This window comes from Arthrobacter sp. Y3224198 (assembly GCF_059090025.1).
In genome coordinates this window covers 148,067-164,260 of sequence record NZ_JBNHFG010000002.1, presented here as the reverse complement: position 1 = coordinate 164,260, position 16,194 = coordinate 148,067, and the positions used below count along the sequence as shown (strand labels likewise).

The 16,194-nt window shown below is 67.5% G+C and carries 17 protein-coding genes; 7 read left to right on the top strand and 10 right to left on the bottom strand.

All coding sequences use genetic code 11. The features are described 5' to 3' along the window. Positions 1 to 4 precede the first annotated feature (4 nt). The 5 genes from AC5RUF_RS01975 to AC5RUF_RS01955 form a co-directional block, all read right to left on the bottom strand. A complete protein-coding gene (locus AC5RUF_RS01975) occupies positions 5 to 937 on the bottom strand; it encodes a dihydrodipicolinate synthase family protein (protein WP_494129531.1) in 933 nt (310 codons plus the stop codon). Positions 938 to 982: 45 nt separating this feature from the next. Further along, positions 983 to 1,795, bottom strand: coding sequence for an ATP-binding cassette domain-containing protein (locus AC5RUF_RS01970; protein WP_494129530.1), 813 nt, complete (start codon positions 1,793 to 1,795; stop codon positions 983 to 985). Beyond that, entirely contained in the window at positions 1,792 to 3,984 is a 2,193-nt protein-coding gene (locus AC5RUF_RS01965; protein ID WP_494129529.1) for a dipeptide/oligopeptide/nickel ABC transporter permease/ATP-binding protein, read from the bottom strand. Before AC5RUF_RS01965 ends, AC5RUF_RS01970 begins: the two co-directional genes overlap by 4 nt. 2 nt (positions 3,985 to 3,986) lie before the next feature. Continuing rightward, positions 3,987 to 4,946: an ABC transporter permease gene (locus tag AC5RUF_RS01960; protein ID WP_493997540.1), complete on the bottom strand. Its 960-nt coding sequence runs from the start codon at positions 4,944 to 4,946 to the stop codon at positions 3,987 to 3,989. A gap of 70 nt (positions 4,947 to 5,016) precedes the next feature. Beyond that, complete coding sequence (locus AC5RUF_RS01955; protein WP_493997537.1) at positions 5,017 to 6,633, bottom strand: ABC transporter substrate-binding protein; 1,617 nt, start codon at positions 6,631 to 6,633, stop codon at positions 5,017 to 5,019. A gap of 200 nt (positions 6,634 to 6,833) precedes the next feature. Between AC5RUF_RS01955 and AC5RUF_RS01950 the strand changes: the two genes are divergently transcribed. The 3 genes from AC5RUF_RS01950 (at position 6,834) to nagA (ending at position 9,569) form a co-directional block, all read left to right on the top strand. Further along, the gene (locus AC5RUF_RS01950) at positions 6,834 to 7,571 is read left to right on the top strand and encodes a FadR/GntR family transcriptional regulator (RefSeq protein WP_493997538.1); all 738 of its coding nucleotides are present in this window, start codon (positions 6,834 to 6,836) and stop codon (positions 7,569 to 7,571) included. Beyond that, a complete protein-coding gene (locus tag AC5RUF_RS01945) occupies positions 7,568 to 8,293 on the top strand; it encodes a glucosamine-6-phosphate deaminase (protein WP_494129528.1) in 726 nt (241 codons plus the stop codon). The genes AC5RUF_RS01950 and AC5RUF_RS01945 overlap by 4 nt, the downstream gene beginning before the upstream one ends. Positions 8,294 to 8,354: 61 nt before the next feature. Beyond that, positions 8,355 to 9,569 carry an N-acetylglucosamine-6-phosphate deacetylase gene (gene nagA, locus AC5RUF_RS01940; protein WP_494129527.1) on the top strand — a complete coding sequence of 405 codons (1,215 nt, stop codon included), beginning with the start codon at positions 8,355 to 8,357 and terminating at the stop codon, positions 9,567 to 9,569. Positions 9,570 to 9,591: 22 nt separating this feature from the next. On the opposite strand, the gene AC5RUF_RS01935 is transcribed toward nagA, so the two are convergent. From AC5RUF_RS01935 to AC5RUF_RS01925, 3 genes are all read right to left on the bottom strand, one after another. Next, positions 9,592 to 10,164: a Clp protease N-terminal domain-containing protein gene (locus AC5RUF_RS01935; RefSeq protein ID WP_494129526.1), complete on the bottom strand. Its 573-nt coding sequence runs from the start codon at positions 10,162 to 10,164 to the stop codon at positions 9,592 to 9,594. A 4-nt stretch (positions 10,165 to 10,168) separates the two neighbouring features. After that, positions 10,169 to 10,384 (bottom strand): helix-turn-helix domain-containing protein, encoded by a 216-nt coding sequence (locus AC5RUF_RS01930; protein WP_493997708.1) that lies wholly within the window; start codon positions 10,382 to 10,384, stop codon positions 10,169 to 10,171. Between the two features lie 139 nt (positions 10,385 to 10,523). Then, the gene (locus AC5RUF_RS01925; protein WP_493997709.1) at positions 10,524 to 11,552 is read right to left on the bottom strand and encodes an isopenicillin N synthase family dioxygenase; all 1,029 of its coding nucleotides are present in this window, start codon (positions 11,550 to 11,552) and stop codon (positions 10,524 to 10,526) included. A gap of 149 nt (positions 11,553 to 11,701) precedes the next feature. Between AC5RUF_RS01925 and AC5RUF_RS01920 the strand changes: the two genes are divergently transcribed. Beyond that, the gene (locus AC5RUF_RS01920) at positions 11,702 to 12,202 is read left to right on the top strand and encodes a glutathione peroxidase (RefSeq protein WP_493997710.1); all 501 of its coding nucleotides are present in this window, start codon (positions 11,702 to 11,704) and stop codon (positions 12,200 to 12,202) included. 17 nt (positions 12,203 to 12,219) lie between these two features. On the opposite strand, the gene AC5RUF_RS01915 is transcribed toward AC5RUF_RS01920, so the two are convergent. After that, a complete protein-coding gene (locus tag AC5RUF_RS01915; RefSeq protein WP_494129525.1) occupies positions 12,220 to 13,119 on the bottom strand; it encodes a Cof-type HAD-IIB family hydrolase in 900 nt (299 codons plus the stop codon). A 146-nt stretch (positions 13,120 to 13,265) separates the two neighbouring features. On the opposite strand from AC5RUF_RS01915, the gene AC5RUF_RS01910 reads away from it, so the two are divergent. Genes AC5RUF_RS01910 through AC5RUF_RS01900 form a run of 3 tightly spaced genes read left to right on the top strand, consistent with a single transcriptional unit; the run spans position 13,266 to position 14,964 of the window. Further along, the gene (locus AC5RUF_RS01910) at positions 13,266 to 13,565 is read left to right on the top strand and encodes a type II toxin-antitoxin system VapB family antitoxin (protein ID WP_227904874.1); all 300 of its coding nucleotides are present in this window, start codon (positions 13,266 to 13,268) and stop codon (positions 13,563 to 13,565) included. Next, positions 13,558 to 14,232 (top strand): LytR C-terminal domain-containing protein, encoded by a 675-nt coding sequence (locus tag AC5RUF_RS01905; RefSeq protein WP_494129524.1) that lies wholly within the window; start codon positions 13,558 to 13,560, stop codon positions 14,230 to 14,232. The genes AC5RUF_RS01910 and AC5RUF_RS01905 overlap by 8 nt, the downstream gene beginning before the upstream one ends. A 6-nt stretch (positions 14,233 to 14,238) precedes the next feature. Further along, on the top strand, positions 14,239 to 14,964 hold the full coding sequence (locus AC5RUF_RS01900) for a 4'-phosphopantetheinyl transferase family protein (RefSeq protein WP_494129523.1): 726 nt from the start codon (positions 14,239 to 14,241) through the stop codon (positions 14,962 to 14,964). On the opposite strand, the gene AC5RUF_RS01895 is transcribed toward AC5RUF_RS01900, so the two are convergent. Next, positions 14,949 to 16,121, bottom strand: a complete 1,173-nt coding sequence (locus AC5RUF_RS01895; protein ID WP_494129522.1) for a heparan-alpha-glucosaminide N-acetyltransferase domain-containing protein — start codon at positions 16,119 to 16,121, stop codon at positions 14,949 to 14,951. The genes AC5RUF_RS01900 and AC5RUF_RS01895 overlap by 16 nt on opposite strands. Positions 16,122 to 16,194 lie beyond the last annotated feature (73 nt).

The window sequence follows — 16,194 nt, the reverse complement described above, 5'->3', positions numbered from 1 at the left end:
GAAATCAGAGCAGCCCGTTGTGCTCGAGGACCGCGCGGATGGCTGCGGTTTCGGTCTCGTTCAGCGCTGCCATGGGGGCGGACATCACGTTGGTTTCGATGACGCCCAGCAGCATCAGGGCGGTCTTGAAGGCGCCCAGGCCGGCAGCACCGGGGGAGACCCGGCCGGGGGTGGGGGCGTAGACAATGTTGAACAGGTTCGCCAGGCGGTCCTGCAGGCGGGCTGCTTCGGCATAGTCGCCGGCCTGCGCGGCGGCGTAGAGGGCTGCGTAGCCTGCCGGGTCCACGTTGCCCAGGCCGGGAACGACGCCGTGCGCGCCGCCCAGCAGCGCGCCGTCGACCACCACTTCGTGGCCGGTGAAGACCGCGAAGTCCTCGATCTCCCTAGTGGCCAGCAGCAGCTGGCGGAAGGACACGTCGTCGCCGGAGGAGTCCTTCACGCCGGCCAGGACGCCGTCCTGCGCCAGGGCCACCAGCAGCGGCAGCGGCAGCTTGAAGTGGGTGCGGACCGGGACGTCGTAGGCGAACAGCGGCACGTCGAGGGCGGCGTGCAGGGCACGGAAGTGGGTTTCGGTCTCGGCCATGTCGGAGATGGCGTAGAACTGCGAGGTGGCCACAATCGCGTCCGCGCCGAGGTCGATCAGGCGCCGGCCTTCCTCGATCACGCGCGGGGTGGTCTGCTCGCTGGCTCCGGCAATGAGGGGGACCTCGCCGGCGTTGACCCCGGCGATGGTGCGCATCACGGTGTCGCGCTCGCCGTTGGTCAGGTACGGGACCTCGCCGGAGGAACCCAGCACGAACAGGCCGCTGACGCCGCCGTCGAGCAGGTACTTGGTCAGCTTCTCCAGCGAGGCGGTGTCAATGGCGCCGTCCGCGGTGCGGGGCGTGACGACCGGCGGGATAACGCCGTGGAAGCGGGACTTTGGTGCGTGTGACAAAACTTCTCCAGTGCTTGGTGTTGGTGCGGAATATAGGGGTGCGGGTCAGGCGTGCAGCAGGCTGGGTGCCGCGCCGAGGAGGGACTTGGTGTAGTCGTTGGAGGGCGAGTCGAAGACCTGCCGGGCGGGTCCTTCCTCGACAATCCGGCCGAAGTACATCACGCAGATCCGGTCCGATACGTAGCGGACGGTCTGGATGTCATGCGAAATGAACACCATGCCCAGGTTCAGGTCCCTCTTCAGGTCCGAGAGCAGGTTCAGCACCTGCGCCCGCACCGAAACGTCCAGCGCCGACGTCGGCTCGTCGGCCACAATCACCGACGGGTCCAGGCACAGCGCCCGGGCAATGGCCACGCGCTGGCGCTGGCCGCCGGAGACCTGGTGCGGAGTGACCTCGGCGGCGGACTGCGGCAGGCCGACCAGGCTGAGCAGTTCCTTCACCTTGGCGTCCCGGGTCTGCTGGTTGCCGATGCCGTGCACCTGCAGCGGGTCGGTGAGGATGTCATGGATGGTCATCCGCGGGTTCAGGGCGGTGGCCGGGTCCTGGAACACCACGCCGACATCGCGGCCGAAGGTCTTCTTCGAGGAAGAGGCCCGGGTGCTCACCTTTTTCCCGTGGAACAGGACCGAGCCCGACGTCGGCTCCTGCAGCCCGACGAGGACGGAGGCCAGGGTGGACTTGCCGCAGCCGGATTCGCCCACAATCCCCACGGTTTCGCCGCGCCGGACGGTGAAGTCCACGCCGTCCACCGCCTTGACGATGTTCGGGCGGAACAGGGACCCGGAGCGGGCCCGGTGATGGACCTTGACGTCCTTCAGTTCCAGCACGGGGGCGGTGTCTTCGTGTTTCGCGGTCATGAGTCCTGCCTTGCTGTTGTGCCGGATTCCACCAGGGCGGCCGGGGTGTGCGGTGTTTCGCCGGTTTCGTGGCTGGCCCAGAAATGGTCCTTGTTGCCCACGCGGACAAACTGCAGCACCTGGTTCGGATCGGCATCGGGACGCAGGGAGCGTTCAGCAAACCGGTCGCCGGGGGCGAAGTCCTTCGGGGAAGGAACCGTGCCGCGGATCTGGTGCAGCCGGTCCGCGCCGGCCTCGATGGAGAGCACCGCGCCCAGCAGACCGCGGGTATATTCGTGCCGCGGGTCGCCCAGCAGCTCGGGAACATCGGCGGATTCCACCACCTGTCCGGCGTACATAACGGTGACGCGGTGGGCCAGGGAGGCGACCAGGGCCAGGTCGTGGCTGACGAAGACCATGGCGAAGCCGAGCTGTTCACGCAGTTCGTTGAGCAGGTCCACCACCTGTTTCTGCACGGTGACGTCCAGGGCCGTGGTCGGCTCGTCCGCCACCACGATCCGAGGCGAGCGGGACAGGGCCATGGCAATCAGCACGCGCTGGCGCTGCCCGCCGGAAAGCTCGTGCGGGTAGCTCTTGAGTGTGCGCTCGGGATCCAGCTTCACCATTTCCAGCAGTTCGCGGGGGCTCTTCCGGCCGCCGCGGCGGGTCAGCTGGAGCATCTGGTCCTTGATGAGCATGGACGGGTTCAGCGAGCTGAGCGCGTCCTGGTAGACCATGGCAATCTGCTCTCCGCGCAGGCCCTTGTACAGCCGGTCGCGGTCCTTGGGGCTGTTGGTGAGCAGCTCCTTGCCACGGTACTTGATGGAGCCGGTGAGCCGGGCGGTGGCCGGCAGCAGCCCCATGATGGCGAGGGAGGTGATGGACTTGCCGCAGCCGGATTCGCCCACCAGGCCCATGGTTTCGCCCTCGCGGACGGTGAAGCTGACCCGGTCCACAATGGCGGTGTCGCCGTAGCGTTCCGGGAACCGGATGGAGAGGTCCCGAACCTCCAGGATCACCGGGGCGTCGGCGCTGACCGGGGGCAGCCGGTCGGAACGGCGGGACTCCGCGGCTGCCAGCAGTTCCAGCTCCGCGGCCAGGGCCTCCAGCGAGCCGGCCTTGGTGACGTTGGTGCCGGCGTCGGAGCGCAGCGACCCGGGCACGGCGGTGCCTGACGCGGCGGCACCGGCGGCCAGGTCGGCGTCCGTGCCGGTATCCGCTCCGCTGTCCGCAGGGGCAGTGAGCGGAGAGTCGGCCAGCGAGGTGCCGGCGGGATCCAGCACGGAAGGCTGGGCGGCAGTGGCCACGGCGTCGGCGGCCCGCTTCTTCCTGCGGCGGGTGCCCGGGTTGACCATGGCGTCGGTGAGGCCCTCGGCCAGGATGTTCAGGGCCAGGACGGTGAGCAGGATGGTGATGCCGCCGAAGGTGGTGGGCCACCAGGCGCCGGAGAAGACCACGTTGCGGCCGTCGGCCATGACGTTGCCCCAGGAGGCGGCGGGCTGCTGCACGCCGGCGCCGAGGAAGGACAGCGAGGCTTCCAGGATGATCGCGTCGGCCACCATCACGGTGGCGAACACCAGCACGGGGGCCGCGCAGTTGCGGGCGATGTGCCGAAGCAGGATGTAGGTGCGTCCCGCCCCAATGACGCGTTCGGCGCGCACGTAGTCCTCGCCGTACTGGGCCAGCACGTTGGCGCGGACCACGCGGGCAAGCTGCGGGGTGTAGACAATGGCGATGGCCAGGATCAGCACCGGAACGGTGGAGCCGAACAGGTTCAGGGAATGTTCCCGCAGCGCAAACAGCAGGGCTGCGGCCAGGGCGATGCCGGGGAAGGCCATCATGATGTCCAGGATCCGCATTACGGTCTCGCTGACGGCCTTGCGGGACGTGGCGGCGACGGCGCCCAGGATGGAGCCGAGCACCAGGGCCAGGGCCACGGCGCCCAGGCCGATGGAGATGGAGACCCGTGCCCCGTAGAGCATGCGGGAAAACACGTCGTAGCTGGAGCCGTCGGTGCCGAAGAGGTGGTCGCCGGCGGGGGAGAGGACGGGGGCGGTGGATTCGTTTTCGCCGAAGGGGGCGAGGAAAGGCCCGAAGATTGCCACGAGGACAATAAAGGCCAGGAATCCGAGGGCGAGCTTGGAGCTGATGCTCAGCGCGGTGAAGCGGGCTCCGGTGTTGCTGAGCCGTTCGGTAAGTCCGTTGCGCATGGTTACACCGTCCGGATTCGAGGGTTGATGAGCAGGTAGAGCAGGTCAACCACAATGTTGACCAGGACAAAGGCGACGGCGATGGTCAGCACGGCGCCCTGCACCAGGTTGGTGTCCGACGTCGTCAGGCCCACCACAATGAGATCGCCCATGCCGTTGAGGCTGAAGATTTTTTCGATGACGACGGCGCCGCCCAGCAGGTAGCCGACGCGCAGGCCCAGCACGGTCACCGGGGTGACCAGTGCGTTGCGCAGCACATTGCGGGCCACCACGGTGCGGTACGGCACGCCGTTGCCGATGGCCGTGCGGACGTAATCCCGGTCCAGCTCCTCCACCATGGAGGTACGCACCACGCGGATGAGTGAGGCGGAGACGGGGATGCCCAGCGCCAGGGCCGGCAGCGCCATGGAATACAGCCAGCCGACAAAGCCGTACTGGTCCGCCCAGGCCAGGCCGCCGGTGGGGAAGATGGAGCCTTCGGGCAGGGCGAACCACTGGATCAGCAGGATGGCCAGCCAGAAGGAGGGAGTGGCAATGGCCGCAATGGAGAAGATACGGATGGCCTGGTCCGGCCAGCGGTCCCGGTACAGGGCCGCGGCCACGCCGAGGACGAGGGAGAGGACAACGGCCAGCAGGATGCCCAGGAAGGTCAGTTGCAGGGTGACCGGGAAAGCGGTGGCAATCTTGGTGGCCACGGACTCTTCGGGCGGGTTGGTGGTGCCGAAGTCCAGCCGGATCACACCGCCCAGGTAGCGGAAGAACTGGATCACGAGGGAATCGTTGAGTCCGCGCTCCTCGCGCCAGGCTTCCTTGGCCTCTTCGCTGGCATTCTCGCCGAGGACGGCGGTGGCTCGGTCAGCCGGTACCACCGAGAGCACGATAAAGACCATGATGGTCACGCCCAGCAGCATGACCGGCAGGGCAGCCAGCCGGCGGCCCAGCAGGCGGATAAACGTTGTCACTTCCATAACTCCAATACAGGGGAGGCCGGCGGGACGCCCCGGGGGAGGCGTCCCGCCACAGGTGGTGGTGCTATTTGCGTCCTACCCCGATGAAGGACACGCCGGTGGTGGGCAGCGGCTGGAAGCCGTCCAGCGCGTTGCTGTCCCAGGCGGTGGGCAGCTTGCGGTGGAATAGCGGGTACAGCGGGGCCTCTTCAGCCACGATGTTGACCACTTCGGCGTGGATCTTCTTCGCCTCGTCCTCATCCACCTGTACGGCTTGGTCCAGCTTCTGCTGCACGGTGGCGTACTCGGGGGTGGTGTTCCAGCCGGCACGGCCTTCCATCCAGGTGGCGCCGCGGTAGAACCAGCTGAGCAGGATGTCGCCGTCGTTGCCGAACACGGAGGGGTCACCGGGGGCGCACAGCACGTCGAAGTTCTTGCCGCCCACCTTTTCCGGGGCGTACACGGCCGCGGACTGCAGGATTTCCAGGGTGGTGGTCACCCCGATGGCGTCCCAGTACTCCTTGATCAGCGGCACCACGCGGGTGACCCAGCCGGTGTCGGTGGAGGTCAGCGTGATGGTCATGTTCTCCATCCCGGCCTCGGCGAGCAGGGACTTGGCCTTGGCGGCGTCGAAGCCGTAGTTGGTGGAGGCCTTGGTGTAGGAGGGGTGGCCTTCCTGGAAGTACGACGACGCCGCGGTGGCGTTGCCCAGCAGGGCCTTGGAAATGACCGCATCGGTGTCGATGGCGTAGTGCAGGGCCTGGCGCACCCGCTTGTCCGAGAACTTCTCCGAAGCGCAGTTGAACATCAGGAACAGCAGCCCGAACGACTGTACGGATTCCACGTCCACCTTGGCGGCCAGCTGGTCAACGTCCAGGTACGGAACGTCTTCAATGGCCTGGGCCCGGGACGGGACGGCGGCCACGCGGGCTGCCGGGTCGGCCAGCAGCAGCCAGGTCATGTCTGCCACCCGGGCCGGGTACTTGCCGTTGTAGTCGTCGAACTTCTTGAAGACGATGCGGTCTTCCTTGACCGCGGACACCAGGCTGTAGGGGCCGGAGCCGATGGGCTTCAGGTCGAAACCGGCCGGATCGGCCTTCACTGCGGCTTCGGGGACCACCTTGATCACCGAGATGCGGGAACTGAAGCCCGGGAAGGGGTACTTCAGCTTGAACTGGACGGTGGAGTCATCCTTGGCGGAGACGGAATCGATGAAGGGGATGAAGCCGGCGAACAGCGACTTGTTGGCCGGGTCCATCACGCGCTGGAAGGAGAACACGACGTCGGCGGTGGTGACCGGCTCGCCGTTGTGGAACTTCGCTCCGTCGCGCAGCTGCACTTCGTAGGTGGTGTCATCCACCTTGACCGGCTCGGCCTTGGCCAGGGCGAGGTAGGACTCCCGAGTGGCCGGGTGCAGCTCGGTGAGGCCTTCGAAGATGTGCAGGTTGGCTGCCTGCGGGGTGGCTCCGGTGGAAAGCATCGGGTCGAAGCCGGTGGAGAGCTGGTAGGAAATGCCTGCCTCGATGGAGCCGGTGCCCTCAGCTGCGGCGCCGGTGCCGGCCGGGGCGGGGCTGCCGCCGGGACTGCAGGCGGAAATGGAACCTGCAAAAGCTGCGGCGGCACCCATGACGCCTGCAAGCTTGAGGAAATTGCGGCGGCTCGAGTCTTGCAGCAGCCCGCGGGGTTCAAATGAGTTGCTCATTTATTGCCTCACCATCCGAAGTCACTTATCGGACGTAGGATGTCCGAAGTTGTCTCGTGAACTGTAAGGTTCATCACATCACCGCGTCAAGCTTTGCTTTGCCGGGAACCTGGGGCCCTTCCGCAATAGGTAGGACATCCTATAACCTCGACATGCATTCCGTATCCGTACTACCTGCCACCCCGTTCAGGAGGACCCCGATGAGTCTGCCCGAGGCGTCACTGCCGCCGGCGCGGTTCAGCGCCCAAAACCGTTCCCGCGCCCTGCAGGCGGACATCATGGAGCTCATCCTTGACCGTGACTTGAAAGCCGGGGATGCACTGCCCACCGAGGCTGAGCTCGCCGCCGCACTCGGCATCGGGCGGAACACGCTGCGCGAGGCGCTCAAAGTGCTGCAGGCCCTGGGCGTGGTGGAGATTCGCCACGGGTTCGGCATGTTTGTGGCGCCGGCCAACTTCGATGCGCTCGCCGACGGACTGACGTTCCGGGGCCGGCTGTCCTTGCGCCATGAGGGGAAGGAAGCCCTGCAGCTGGTGGACGTGCGGCAGGCACTGGAAGCAGGACTGGTGGGGGAGGCGATGGACCTTTCCACCCCGGAGCATTTGGCCGAAATTGAAGCCACCGTCCGGAAGATGGAAGAGCTGGCCGAACGCGGGGAAATTTTCACCGAAGTGGATGAAACCTTCCACTACCAGCTGTTTGAACCCCTGGGCAATGAGCTGCTCTCCAACCTGATGTCCGTATTCTGGAAGGTGTACGGCAAGATCCACTCCGAACTCGGAGTGGATCCGCTGATCAACCTGGTGGAGACCGCAGCCATCCACCGCGACATTTTCGAAGCGGTCAAGGATGGCGACAAGGAGCTGGCCTCCGAGCGGCTTCGGCGCCACTTCGACGGCATCCGGGCCGAGCTCGCCAAACTCCCCGATGCCCCATGAACGGAACCATGAACCTCATCCGCTGCTCCGGGGACGCTGCGCTGGGAGAGGCCGGCGCCGACGTCGTGCTGCAGGCACTCGCCTCACCCGCTCCGGTGATCGGTGTGGCCACCGGATCCTCCCCGTCGCCGCTGTACGCCGCGCTGGCCGCCAGCGGGGCGGACTTCAGCCCCGCCATATGGTTTGCCCTGGATGAATATGTGGGACTGCCGCCGGGGCATCCGCAAAGCTATGCCGAAGTGCTGCGCCGCGAAATCATCGAACCCCTCGGCCTCGACCCGCAGCGGGTCCACCTGCCGGACCCACACCGTGTGGACCTGCGGGACGCGGCCCGCCGCTACGAGCAGCAGATTGCCGCTGCCGGCGGCATCGACCTGCAGATCCTGGGGATCGGCCGCAACGGACACCTGGCCTTCAATGAGCCCGGCGCCGCACTGGACTCCCGTACCCGCCTGGAGACCCTCACCGAGGACACCCGGCGCGCCAACCAGCGCTTCTTCGACTCCCTGGAGGAGGTGCCCACGCACTGCCTCACCCAGGGACTCGGGACCATCCTGGAAGCCCGCCACCTGCTGTTGATTGCCCGCGGACCGGAAAAGGCAGAGGCCCTGTCCCGTGCCCTGACCGGACCCGTCAGCACGGACTGCCCGGCCTCCGTGCTGCAGACCCACGGTCACGTCACGGTCCTGGCCGACGCCGCCGCCGCCTCCCTGCTGAACTGACCGTGCCCCGACTGACAGTGCCGCTGCGACGGAGATGTGCCGCCGGGCGAAAGGACACTCCATGACTGCGGATTCTTCCCGGATATTCCTGCGCGGCCGGGCCGTGACCGGCTCCCGGACCCTGCCGGACGCCGCCGTGGTGGTGGCCGGCCCGGAGCTCGCCTCGGTGGGCCCGACGGATGAGATCCGGCCGGCACCCGACGATGCCGTCATTACCCTGGCCGACGATGAGGTGTTGGTCCCGGGGCTGGTGGACCTGCACTGCCACGGCGGCTACGGCGTCGACTTTTCCGGGGCCGGCGCCGCGGAGGCCCGGCAGGGAATCGCTGCCCTCCACGCGGCCGGCACTACGACCCTGCTCGCCAGCCTGGTGACCGGGAACCCGGATATCCTGGCCCGGCAGCTGGCCGTGCTGGCCGGCCTTGCGGAGGAGGACTTGCTGGCCGGCCTGCATCTGGAAGGGCCGTTCCTGGCCGAAGCCCGGTGCGGGGCGCAGAATCCGGCCTGGCTGCGGGACCCGGATCCGGAACTGGTCCGGGTCTTCGCCGAAAGCTCCCGCGGGCAGCTGAAGACCATGACGTACGCCCCGGAACTGCCCGGCGCGGCCGGACTGTTGCAGCTGCTGGTCGGATACGGGGTGCTGCCCTCCCTGGGCCACACGGCTGCCACCGCCCAGCAGGCCGCCGCGTCGCTGGCGCTGGCAAGGGAGGAGGCGGCGTCGTCGTTCGACTATCCAGCCCGGCCCACCGTCACACATCTGTTCAACGCCATGGACCCCCTGCACCACCGTGCCCCGGGCACGGTCTCGGCCTGCCTGCGCGCAGCGAAGGCCGGCGGTGCCGTCGTCGAACTGATTGCCGACAACGTCCACCTGGACCCGCAGCTGGTGGCCACCATGTTCGAGCTGCTGGGCGCGGAGAACATTGCCCTGGTGACTGATTCCATGGCCGCCGCCGGGCTGAGCGACGGGGAGTACCTGCTCGGACCCACCGAGGTGACGGTCCTGGACGGAACGGCCCGGGTCACCGCCACCGGTGCCATTGCCGGCGGCACGGCCAGCATGCTGGACCTGATGCGCAACACGGTGGAAGCGGGGGTGCCGCTGGCCGACGCCGTCCTGGCGGCGAGCACTGTTCCGGCCCGGGTCCTCGGCCTGGAAGGCCGGGCCGGCGAGCTGGTGCAGGGCGCCGCTGCGGACCTTTTGATCCTGGGCCCGGGGCTGGAGCTCCGCCGGGTGATGCGGCGGGGACAGTGGATGGACCGCCGGGAGCAATGAAACCCGGCACGCCGCACGGGAGTCAGGCAGCCGTATCCAAGCAGCGGCGGACGCGGGAGGCAAGCTCCTCCGGTGCGATGTGCCGGCGGATCAGCGACAGCACGGTTGGATCACCGCCGCGCAGGAGCCCCAGCAGCAGGTGCTCAGTCCCGATATACCCGTCCTTGCGGGACATTGCCTCGCGCAGGCTGTCCTCCAGGACGGATTTTGCTCCCGCGCTGAAGGGTATGTGGCTGCCCTTGCGGGAGCCGAAGAGCCCGCGCCGCGGGGGCGGAGCGGCAGCGTCCAGGGCGCCGGGACCAAACTGTGCTTCGACTGCGGCGCGCACGGCATCCAGATCGATGCCAACGGACCCGAGGGCCTCGGCGTCGTCCGGATGGCTTCCGGCCTCCCGCAGCTCTTCGCGCAGCACCGCGGGAGTCAGTCCTGCCGCAGACAGAATGGCATCCAGCGGGCCGGGTGAAGAGGCTGCTGCGGACACTGTCCCGAGCAGCACATGCACCGGCAGGATCCGGGCAGCATTATTGAGCTCCCGTGCTTCTTCCTGTGTAGAAGTAACGCTTTCTCTAGCTTGTTGAGTGAACCGTTCAAACATGGTGCTACCTCGGTTTCCGGTTGTACTTCTGGTGCACTGCCTGCTTGCTGATGCCCAACTGGTCGGCGATGGCCTGCCAGGACCAGCCCTGGGCCCGGGCGTTGGCCACCTGGACCGCTTCAAGCTGGTCACGGAGCTTGCCAAGGGCAACGACGGCGCGGAGCCCGGTGGCCGGGTCCGGGCTGGCGGCCGCGGTGGTCAGCTGCTGTGGATCTTCCATACCGTCAAGCTATGTTGACAGACAGCGCGCGTCAAGAGGGATTGACAAACAATATGCCAAAAGGGTGCGCCGGGTGTGCCTCCTGGGCGGTCCCGGCGCACCCTTTTGGTGCTGCTGTTGTGACGCCTGCTGCTCCGCCTTACTTGCCCGCCAGTTCCGGGTGGTGCAGCTTGGCCACCTGCGGGTGCGCCCGCAGCCAGCCCTTCAAGACATTCGCCCCATAGGAGGCGAGCATGGGGTTGTCCGGATCATCGGAGATTCCGCGGGACTGCCCGGCCAGGGCCGGCGGCAGCTGTACCGGGTCAATCACGGCGTCCAGGCGCGGGGACCAGAAGAATGGAATGGCGTAGCGGTCAACGCCCGGCGCCGGTGCCAGCACCCGGTGGATGGTGGCGGACAGGTAGCCCTGAGTGGCCACCTCCAGCATCTCGCCGAGGTTCACCACCAGTGCGCCCGGAATGGGTTCCACCGGGAGCCAGGTGTCGGACTCGTGCGGCTTCACTTCCAGTCCGCCCACCGAGTCCTGCAGCAGCAGGGTGACGAACCCGTAGTCGGCGTGTGAGCCCACACCTTGGGTGCCGGCTTCCTTGACGACGCCGCCCACGTAGTGGATGAGCTTGGCCATCCAGGCCGGCGTGCCTTCAAACGGTTCGGTGAAATGGTCCTCCGGCAGCTCCAGGGAGACGGCAATGGCGGACAGCAGCTCGGCGCCCACTGCGGCCATGTGGTCGGCCCAGGCCATGGAGGTCTTCCGCAGTTCCGGGAGCACCTCGTCCGGGAACAGATTCGGGCCCTGCACCAGCCAGTACGGCTGGTCGGCGGGGTAATCCTCGGCGGGCTCCCGTTCCGGGCCGAAGTCGATCTGCTCGCGGGAATCCGGGCGGCCCTTGGTGATTTCGGTGCCCAGCCGGGTGTAGCCGCGGAAATGCGGAGACTTCCGGTTGTCCAGCGCGAGCCGGTCTTCCAGCGGCAGGTCGAAGAACCGCTTGGTGATGCTGAACAGGTCCTCCACCATCTCTTCGCCGGCACCGTAGCCGACCAGCTGGAAGAAGCCGATCCGGTGCGTTGCATCGCGCAGCTGGTCGATGAACTCGGGGTTAAAGGAGCCATCTGCGCTGCGGGCAGTGCTCAGGTCCAGGACGGGAATTGACTCGGGAATCGCGCTCATTCCGGCAAGCTATCACCGGCCCATGTCAACTCTGAACCAAATGTTACGAAGTGCGATGCGACACGTCCCAGAAAGAATCGGCGGGGCCCGGATTCGGTGTTCCGGGCGCCGATGGGATGCAATGGAGGTACCCGAGTGAAAGGCGAACCGTGGATACCCAGAACCTGTACGACATTCCGCTCACCCTGCTGAACGGCACCGAGACCACCTTCGGAGAGCTGTTCCGCGGCAAGGCGGTACTCGTGGTCAACGTGGCTTCGCGCTGCGGTTTCACCAAGCAGTATGAGGGCCTGCAGTCGCTGTACGAGACCTACCAGGAGCGGAACTTCGCCATCCTGGGCGTGCCAAGCAACCAGTTCAACGGGCAGGAGCCGGGCAGCGCCGAGGAGATTGCCGAGTTCTGCAGCCGGAACTACGGTGTCACCTTCCCGCTGGCCGCCAAGACCGAGGTCAACGGCCCGAACCGGCACCCGTTGTACGCCGCGCTGACCCGGTTCCGCGACGGCGGCCTGGGCGAGGACATCGGCTGGAACTTCGAGAAGTTCCTGGTCACCGACAGCGGCGAGGTGGTGGGACGCTTCGCCTCCGACGTCGCCCCGGGTTCCCCGGAAATCCAGGCCTCGGTGGAAGCGGTGCTTCGACTGGAGTAGCGGCGGCCCGCCGGCGGCTAGCCGACGACGGCGTCATCCGCCGGTGCGCCGGCAGCCATCTCCTCCCAGCGTTCCAGGTAGGCCGCACCGGCGTCGTCGTGGATCAGCGAACCGGCCGTGAGCACCGGATAGTCCTTCGCCGGCACGCCGTCGGCAGGCCGGACGTCCACGTGCGCCACATCGAAGCCGAGCCGGGACAGCTCGTCGGCCATGGCGTAGTCGGTGCGGGAGTCGCCCATGGTCCGCCACGCGTGCGGCACCGGGGTGCCGTCCGCCTCGAGCATCGCCAGGGCGCGCCGGGCACCCAAATCCTTGCCCACTCCCACCGCTTCAATGTCCGTGGAAATGATGGTGGGGTCAATCCGGAAGGCGACGTTGCCGGCGGCGTCCGGGACGGCATGGTCCAGCCGCTGCCCGCCCAGCCCGGCCAGGGAGAGCTGTTCCAGGGCGTCGGCGTCGAACCGGTGCTGCTCGCTGAGGTAGGCGGCGTTGTCCACGTGGACCAGCTGCTCCACGGACAGCATCGCGAGCTTGGTTTCGTCGAAGAACATGGTTTCGGCGTATTTGGCGCCCACCAGGTCCCGGATGGTTTCAGCATAGTCGCCCGGCACCTTCAGCTCCGGGTCGACCTGGGGCTGCCCGGCGCCGGAGCCGTCGAAGGAGAACCAGACAGCCCCCTTCTCGCAGACGGCATGCACGCGGACTCCGACGGGAAGTCCGGCGGCCATCATGGGCTGCATCACCTGTTCACGGATAAAGGCATCGGAACGGCCCGTATTGAAGATCACCGGCCAGCCGGCGGACGCCAGCGCAACCAGGCTGCGGATGATGGCCGGACGCACGGTCCGGGAGACGGGGCTGGCAACGGGTCCGTCGACGTCGAGCAGCAGGCCAAGGCGGGGGGCAGAGAAGTTCACCCCTCCAGTATTCCAGTGCCGGCGGGTGGCTTCCGGCCGGCCGACGGCACCCCAACGGCACTTGGGCGGCGGATTTGGCCATTCGGCTGCAGTCCGCGCCGGGTGTCATTGTTTCTTTGGGGCCAGTTGTTCTTTACTCTGTACTAGTGATCTTCAAAGCCGTTGGCGACGTACGCCCCTACCCTGACCACGGATACGTAACACCGAAGGACTGGGCAGCTGTACCTCCCCGGCAGGTCCGCCTGGATGAACTGGTGACCACGAAGGCCACGCTGGACCTCGGTGCCCTCCTGGCCGAGGACTCCACCTTTTTCGGAGACCTGTTCCCGCACGTCGTCCAATGGAAGGGCACCATGTATCTCGAAGACGGACTGCACCGGGCCGTACGGACGGCGTTGCACCAGCGGACCATCCTGCACGCGCGCGTGCTGGTCCTCGATGACTAAGGAGCCCCCCGACGGGACGCAGGGCGCCCCGTTCAGGGACACGGAGTGGCACGGACACCGGATCATTACCGGTGACCAGCTGGGGGCGGTCTTCGCACCTACCGATGAGCCCGAACTGCTGCGGCGGGCGCAACGGCGCAGGCGCCTGCACAACACGGTGATCGGCGTCCTGGCCCTCCTGCTGTTGGGGGCGGTGGTGCTCGCGCAGGGGCTGGTATCCGGCTGGGTTCAGCTGCCCTCAGCCGCAGAGCCCGGCAGCACAACAGGTCCGGCGGACGAATGTCCTGCCGGGCCTTTTCCGTATCTGGACCCGGGTACGGTGGACGTCAATGTCTACAATGCGACGGCGGCTCCGGGCCTGGCCGGGACGGTGGGCACCGAGCTGGATGCACGCGGCTTCCGGGTGGAGACCGTGGGCAACAGCAGCGTCAACCGGGTAGGCATGACGGCGCTGGTGCTGTCCGGAGCGTCCGGTTTTGCCGCCGCCTATACGCTTCAGCAGCACATTCCCGGCACGGAGTACGTGCAGGATGACCGGACCGACGCATCCGTAGACGTTGTCATCGGCTCCGGCTTCACGGAACTGTCGTCGGCCGGGCAGGCCGCCGCCGCCGGGCCGGGCGCCCTGGTGTGCCTGGGCACGTCCACACCGGCCGGCGAGCAGTAGCCGGCGGTGGCGGACAACGCGGCCGGAACGGTGCACCTCGCCGTGCGCCGGCTGGACGGCGTTGACACTGGTGCAGCCCGCAGCTTGGGCCCGGAGGTGCAGGAACGCGCCCGGCAGATGCGCCGGCCGGAGGACCGGCAGCGGTTCCTGGCCGGACGGTTGGCCGCCAGGGCGCTCGTGGCCGGATGGCTGCAGGTCCCGGAAGATGCGGTCACAGCCACCGCCTACTGCCGGGACTGCGTGCATGGCAACAACGGTTCGCACGGCGAGCCGCGCTACTTCGTTGACGGTGTGCCGGTGCCGCTGCACGTCAGTTTCAGCCGCAGTGGCGGCTGGCTGGCGGCCGCCGCTGCGGCAACCCGCATCGGGGTGGACCTGGAGGATGCTTCAGCCGAAGCCTTTTCGGCACCGGGGTTGGAGGACGTGATGGCCACCGCATCGGAGAAGGCGGCTGTGGCCGCCGTCGGCGCCCCCGACCGCCCCCGCCTGCGGGCGCAGCTGTGGGTGCGCAAGGAAGCGCTGCTCAAGGCCGCCGGATACGGGCTGCGGGTGGATCCGCGCAGCGTGGAAACCATGCATGCGTCTGACGGCCAGGGCCTGCGGGCCTACGACGTCGAGGCGGAACCGGTCGGTCTCCCGGCGGGTTTTGTCCTCGCGTACGCAGTGGAAGAGCCGGCCCACCGGATGGTTGTGCTGCCTCCGGTACCGACGGCCGGTCAGCGCTCCGGCTGAGGATCCGGATGCCGGCGGAGTACCGCTTTCCGGACTGCACCCGAACCGCGTGAGACCAGCTGCTCCAACGGACCCTGCTTCCCGGCCCGCTGCCAGAGCACGGCGAAAACGATGAAAGCCGCGACCTGCAGCCAGAAGGACAGGTACGGAAGATCCGCCAACGCGCCGGTGCCAAGGAAGAGGAGATGGGTGCAGTACAGGGTCAGCGTCATCCGCCCGGGCGCGGACAGGACAAGCAGCGCCCGGCCGGCATAACGGGCCAGCAGCAGCATGGCACCCACCACTGCGAGGGCCACGCCGATGGTGTGCAGGAGATCGAACGGAGTGGTGGTGTGCGGGGAAACAACGGCCAGCCACCACCCGGAGGATGTCGGCAGATACTCCTCGGGGCCCCACACCATAACGTCCCGGATTTCCTCGGCGAACAGGTCCGGATCGGTGGCCACCAGCCGGTTGAAGCCCTGTCCCGGGCCGTCCATAAGCAGGACGGAGCCAAGCCAGGCCCCCACCGCCAGCAGGAGGCCAACACCCAGCAGTTTCAGCTGCACGGCGGACCGGGCCAGGGACAGCCGGCCCACGGCCAGGCCAACGCAGATGTAAGCCATCCAGGGGATGGCCGGATAGGTGCCGGTAAGCAGGAGCTGGCTGACGAAGACCCCGGGTTCGGTCAGCGCAGTGGTGAAGGTGGGGTCGAAGCCCGGCTCGGGCAGTGAGTCACGGAGCAGCTGCATCAGGACCGGCCCCAGCACGGCGAAGCCCGCGGCGGCAATCAGCAGGGTTCGGGTGGAAACACCCAAAAACGGTACAGCCAGCAGGAACATGGCGCCGTAGTAGGCCAGGATGATGAAGGCCGGCATGTCCACGTAGGCGATGGCCAGCCCCAGGGCCATGATCAGTCCGGCGCGGGCAGCCACGGCCCAGCGTGCAGCGGTGAGCAGGCTTCCGCGTTCACTCCTGGCGGTCCTGGTAGTGAAGGCCAGGGTAACCCCCGCCAGCAGTGCGAACAGTGCCGCTGCCTTGCCTGCGAACAGCAGCCACGTCAGGGTGGGCTGGTAGTCCTCGCCCGCTTCGGGCAACACATGGATCGCCATCATGCCGAACAGGGCCAGACCGCGGGCGGCGTCCACTCCGGACAGCCGGGTTGTAGCTGGTGCCATGTGCAGGATCCCGTCGGCCAGTTCTCCGGTGCTTTCCCGGTTATCCGGGCTGCCCGGTTCTGCCCGGCCAACC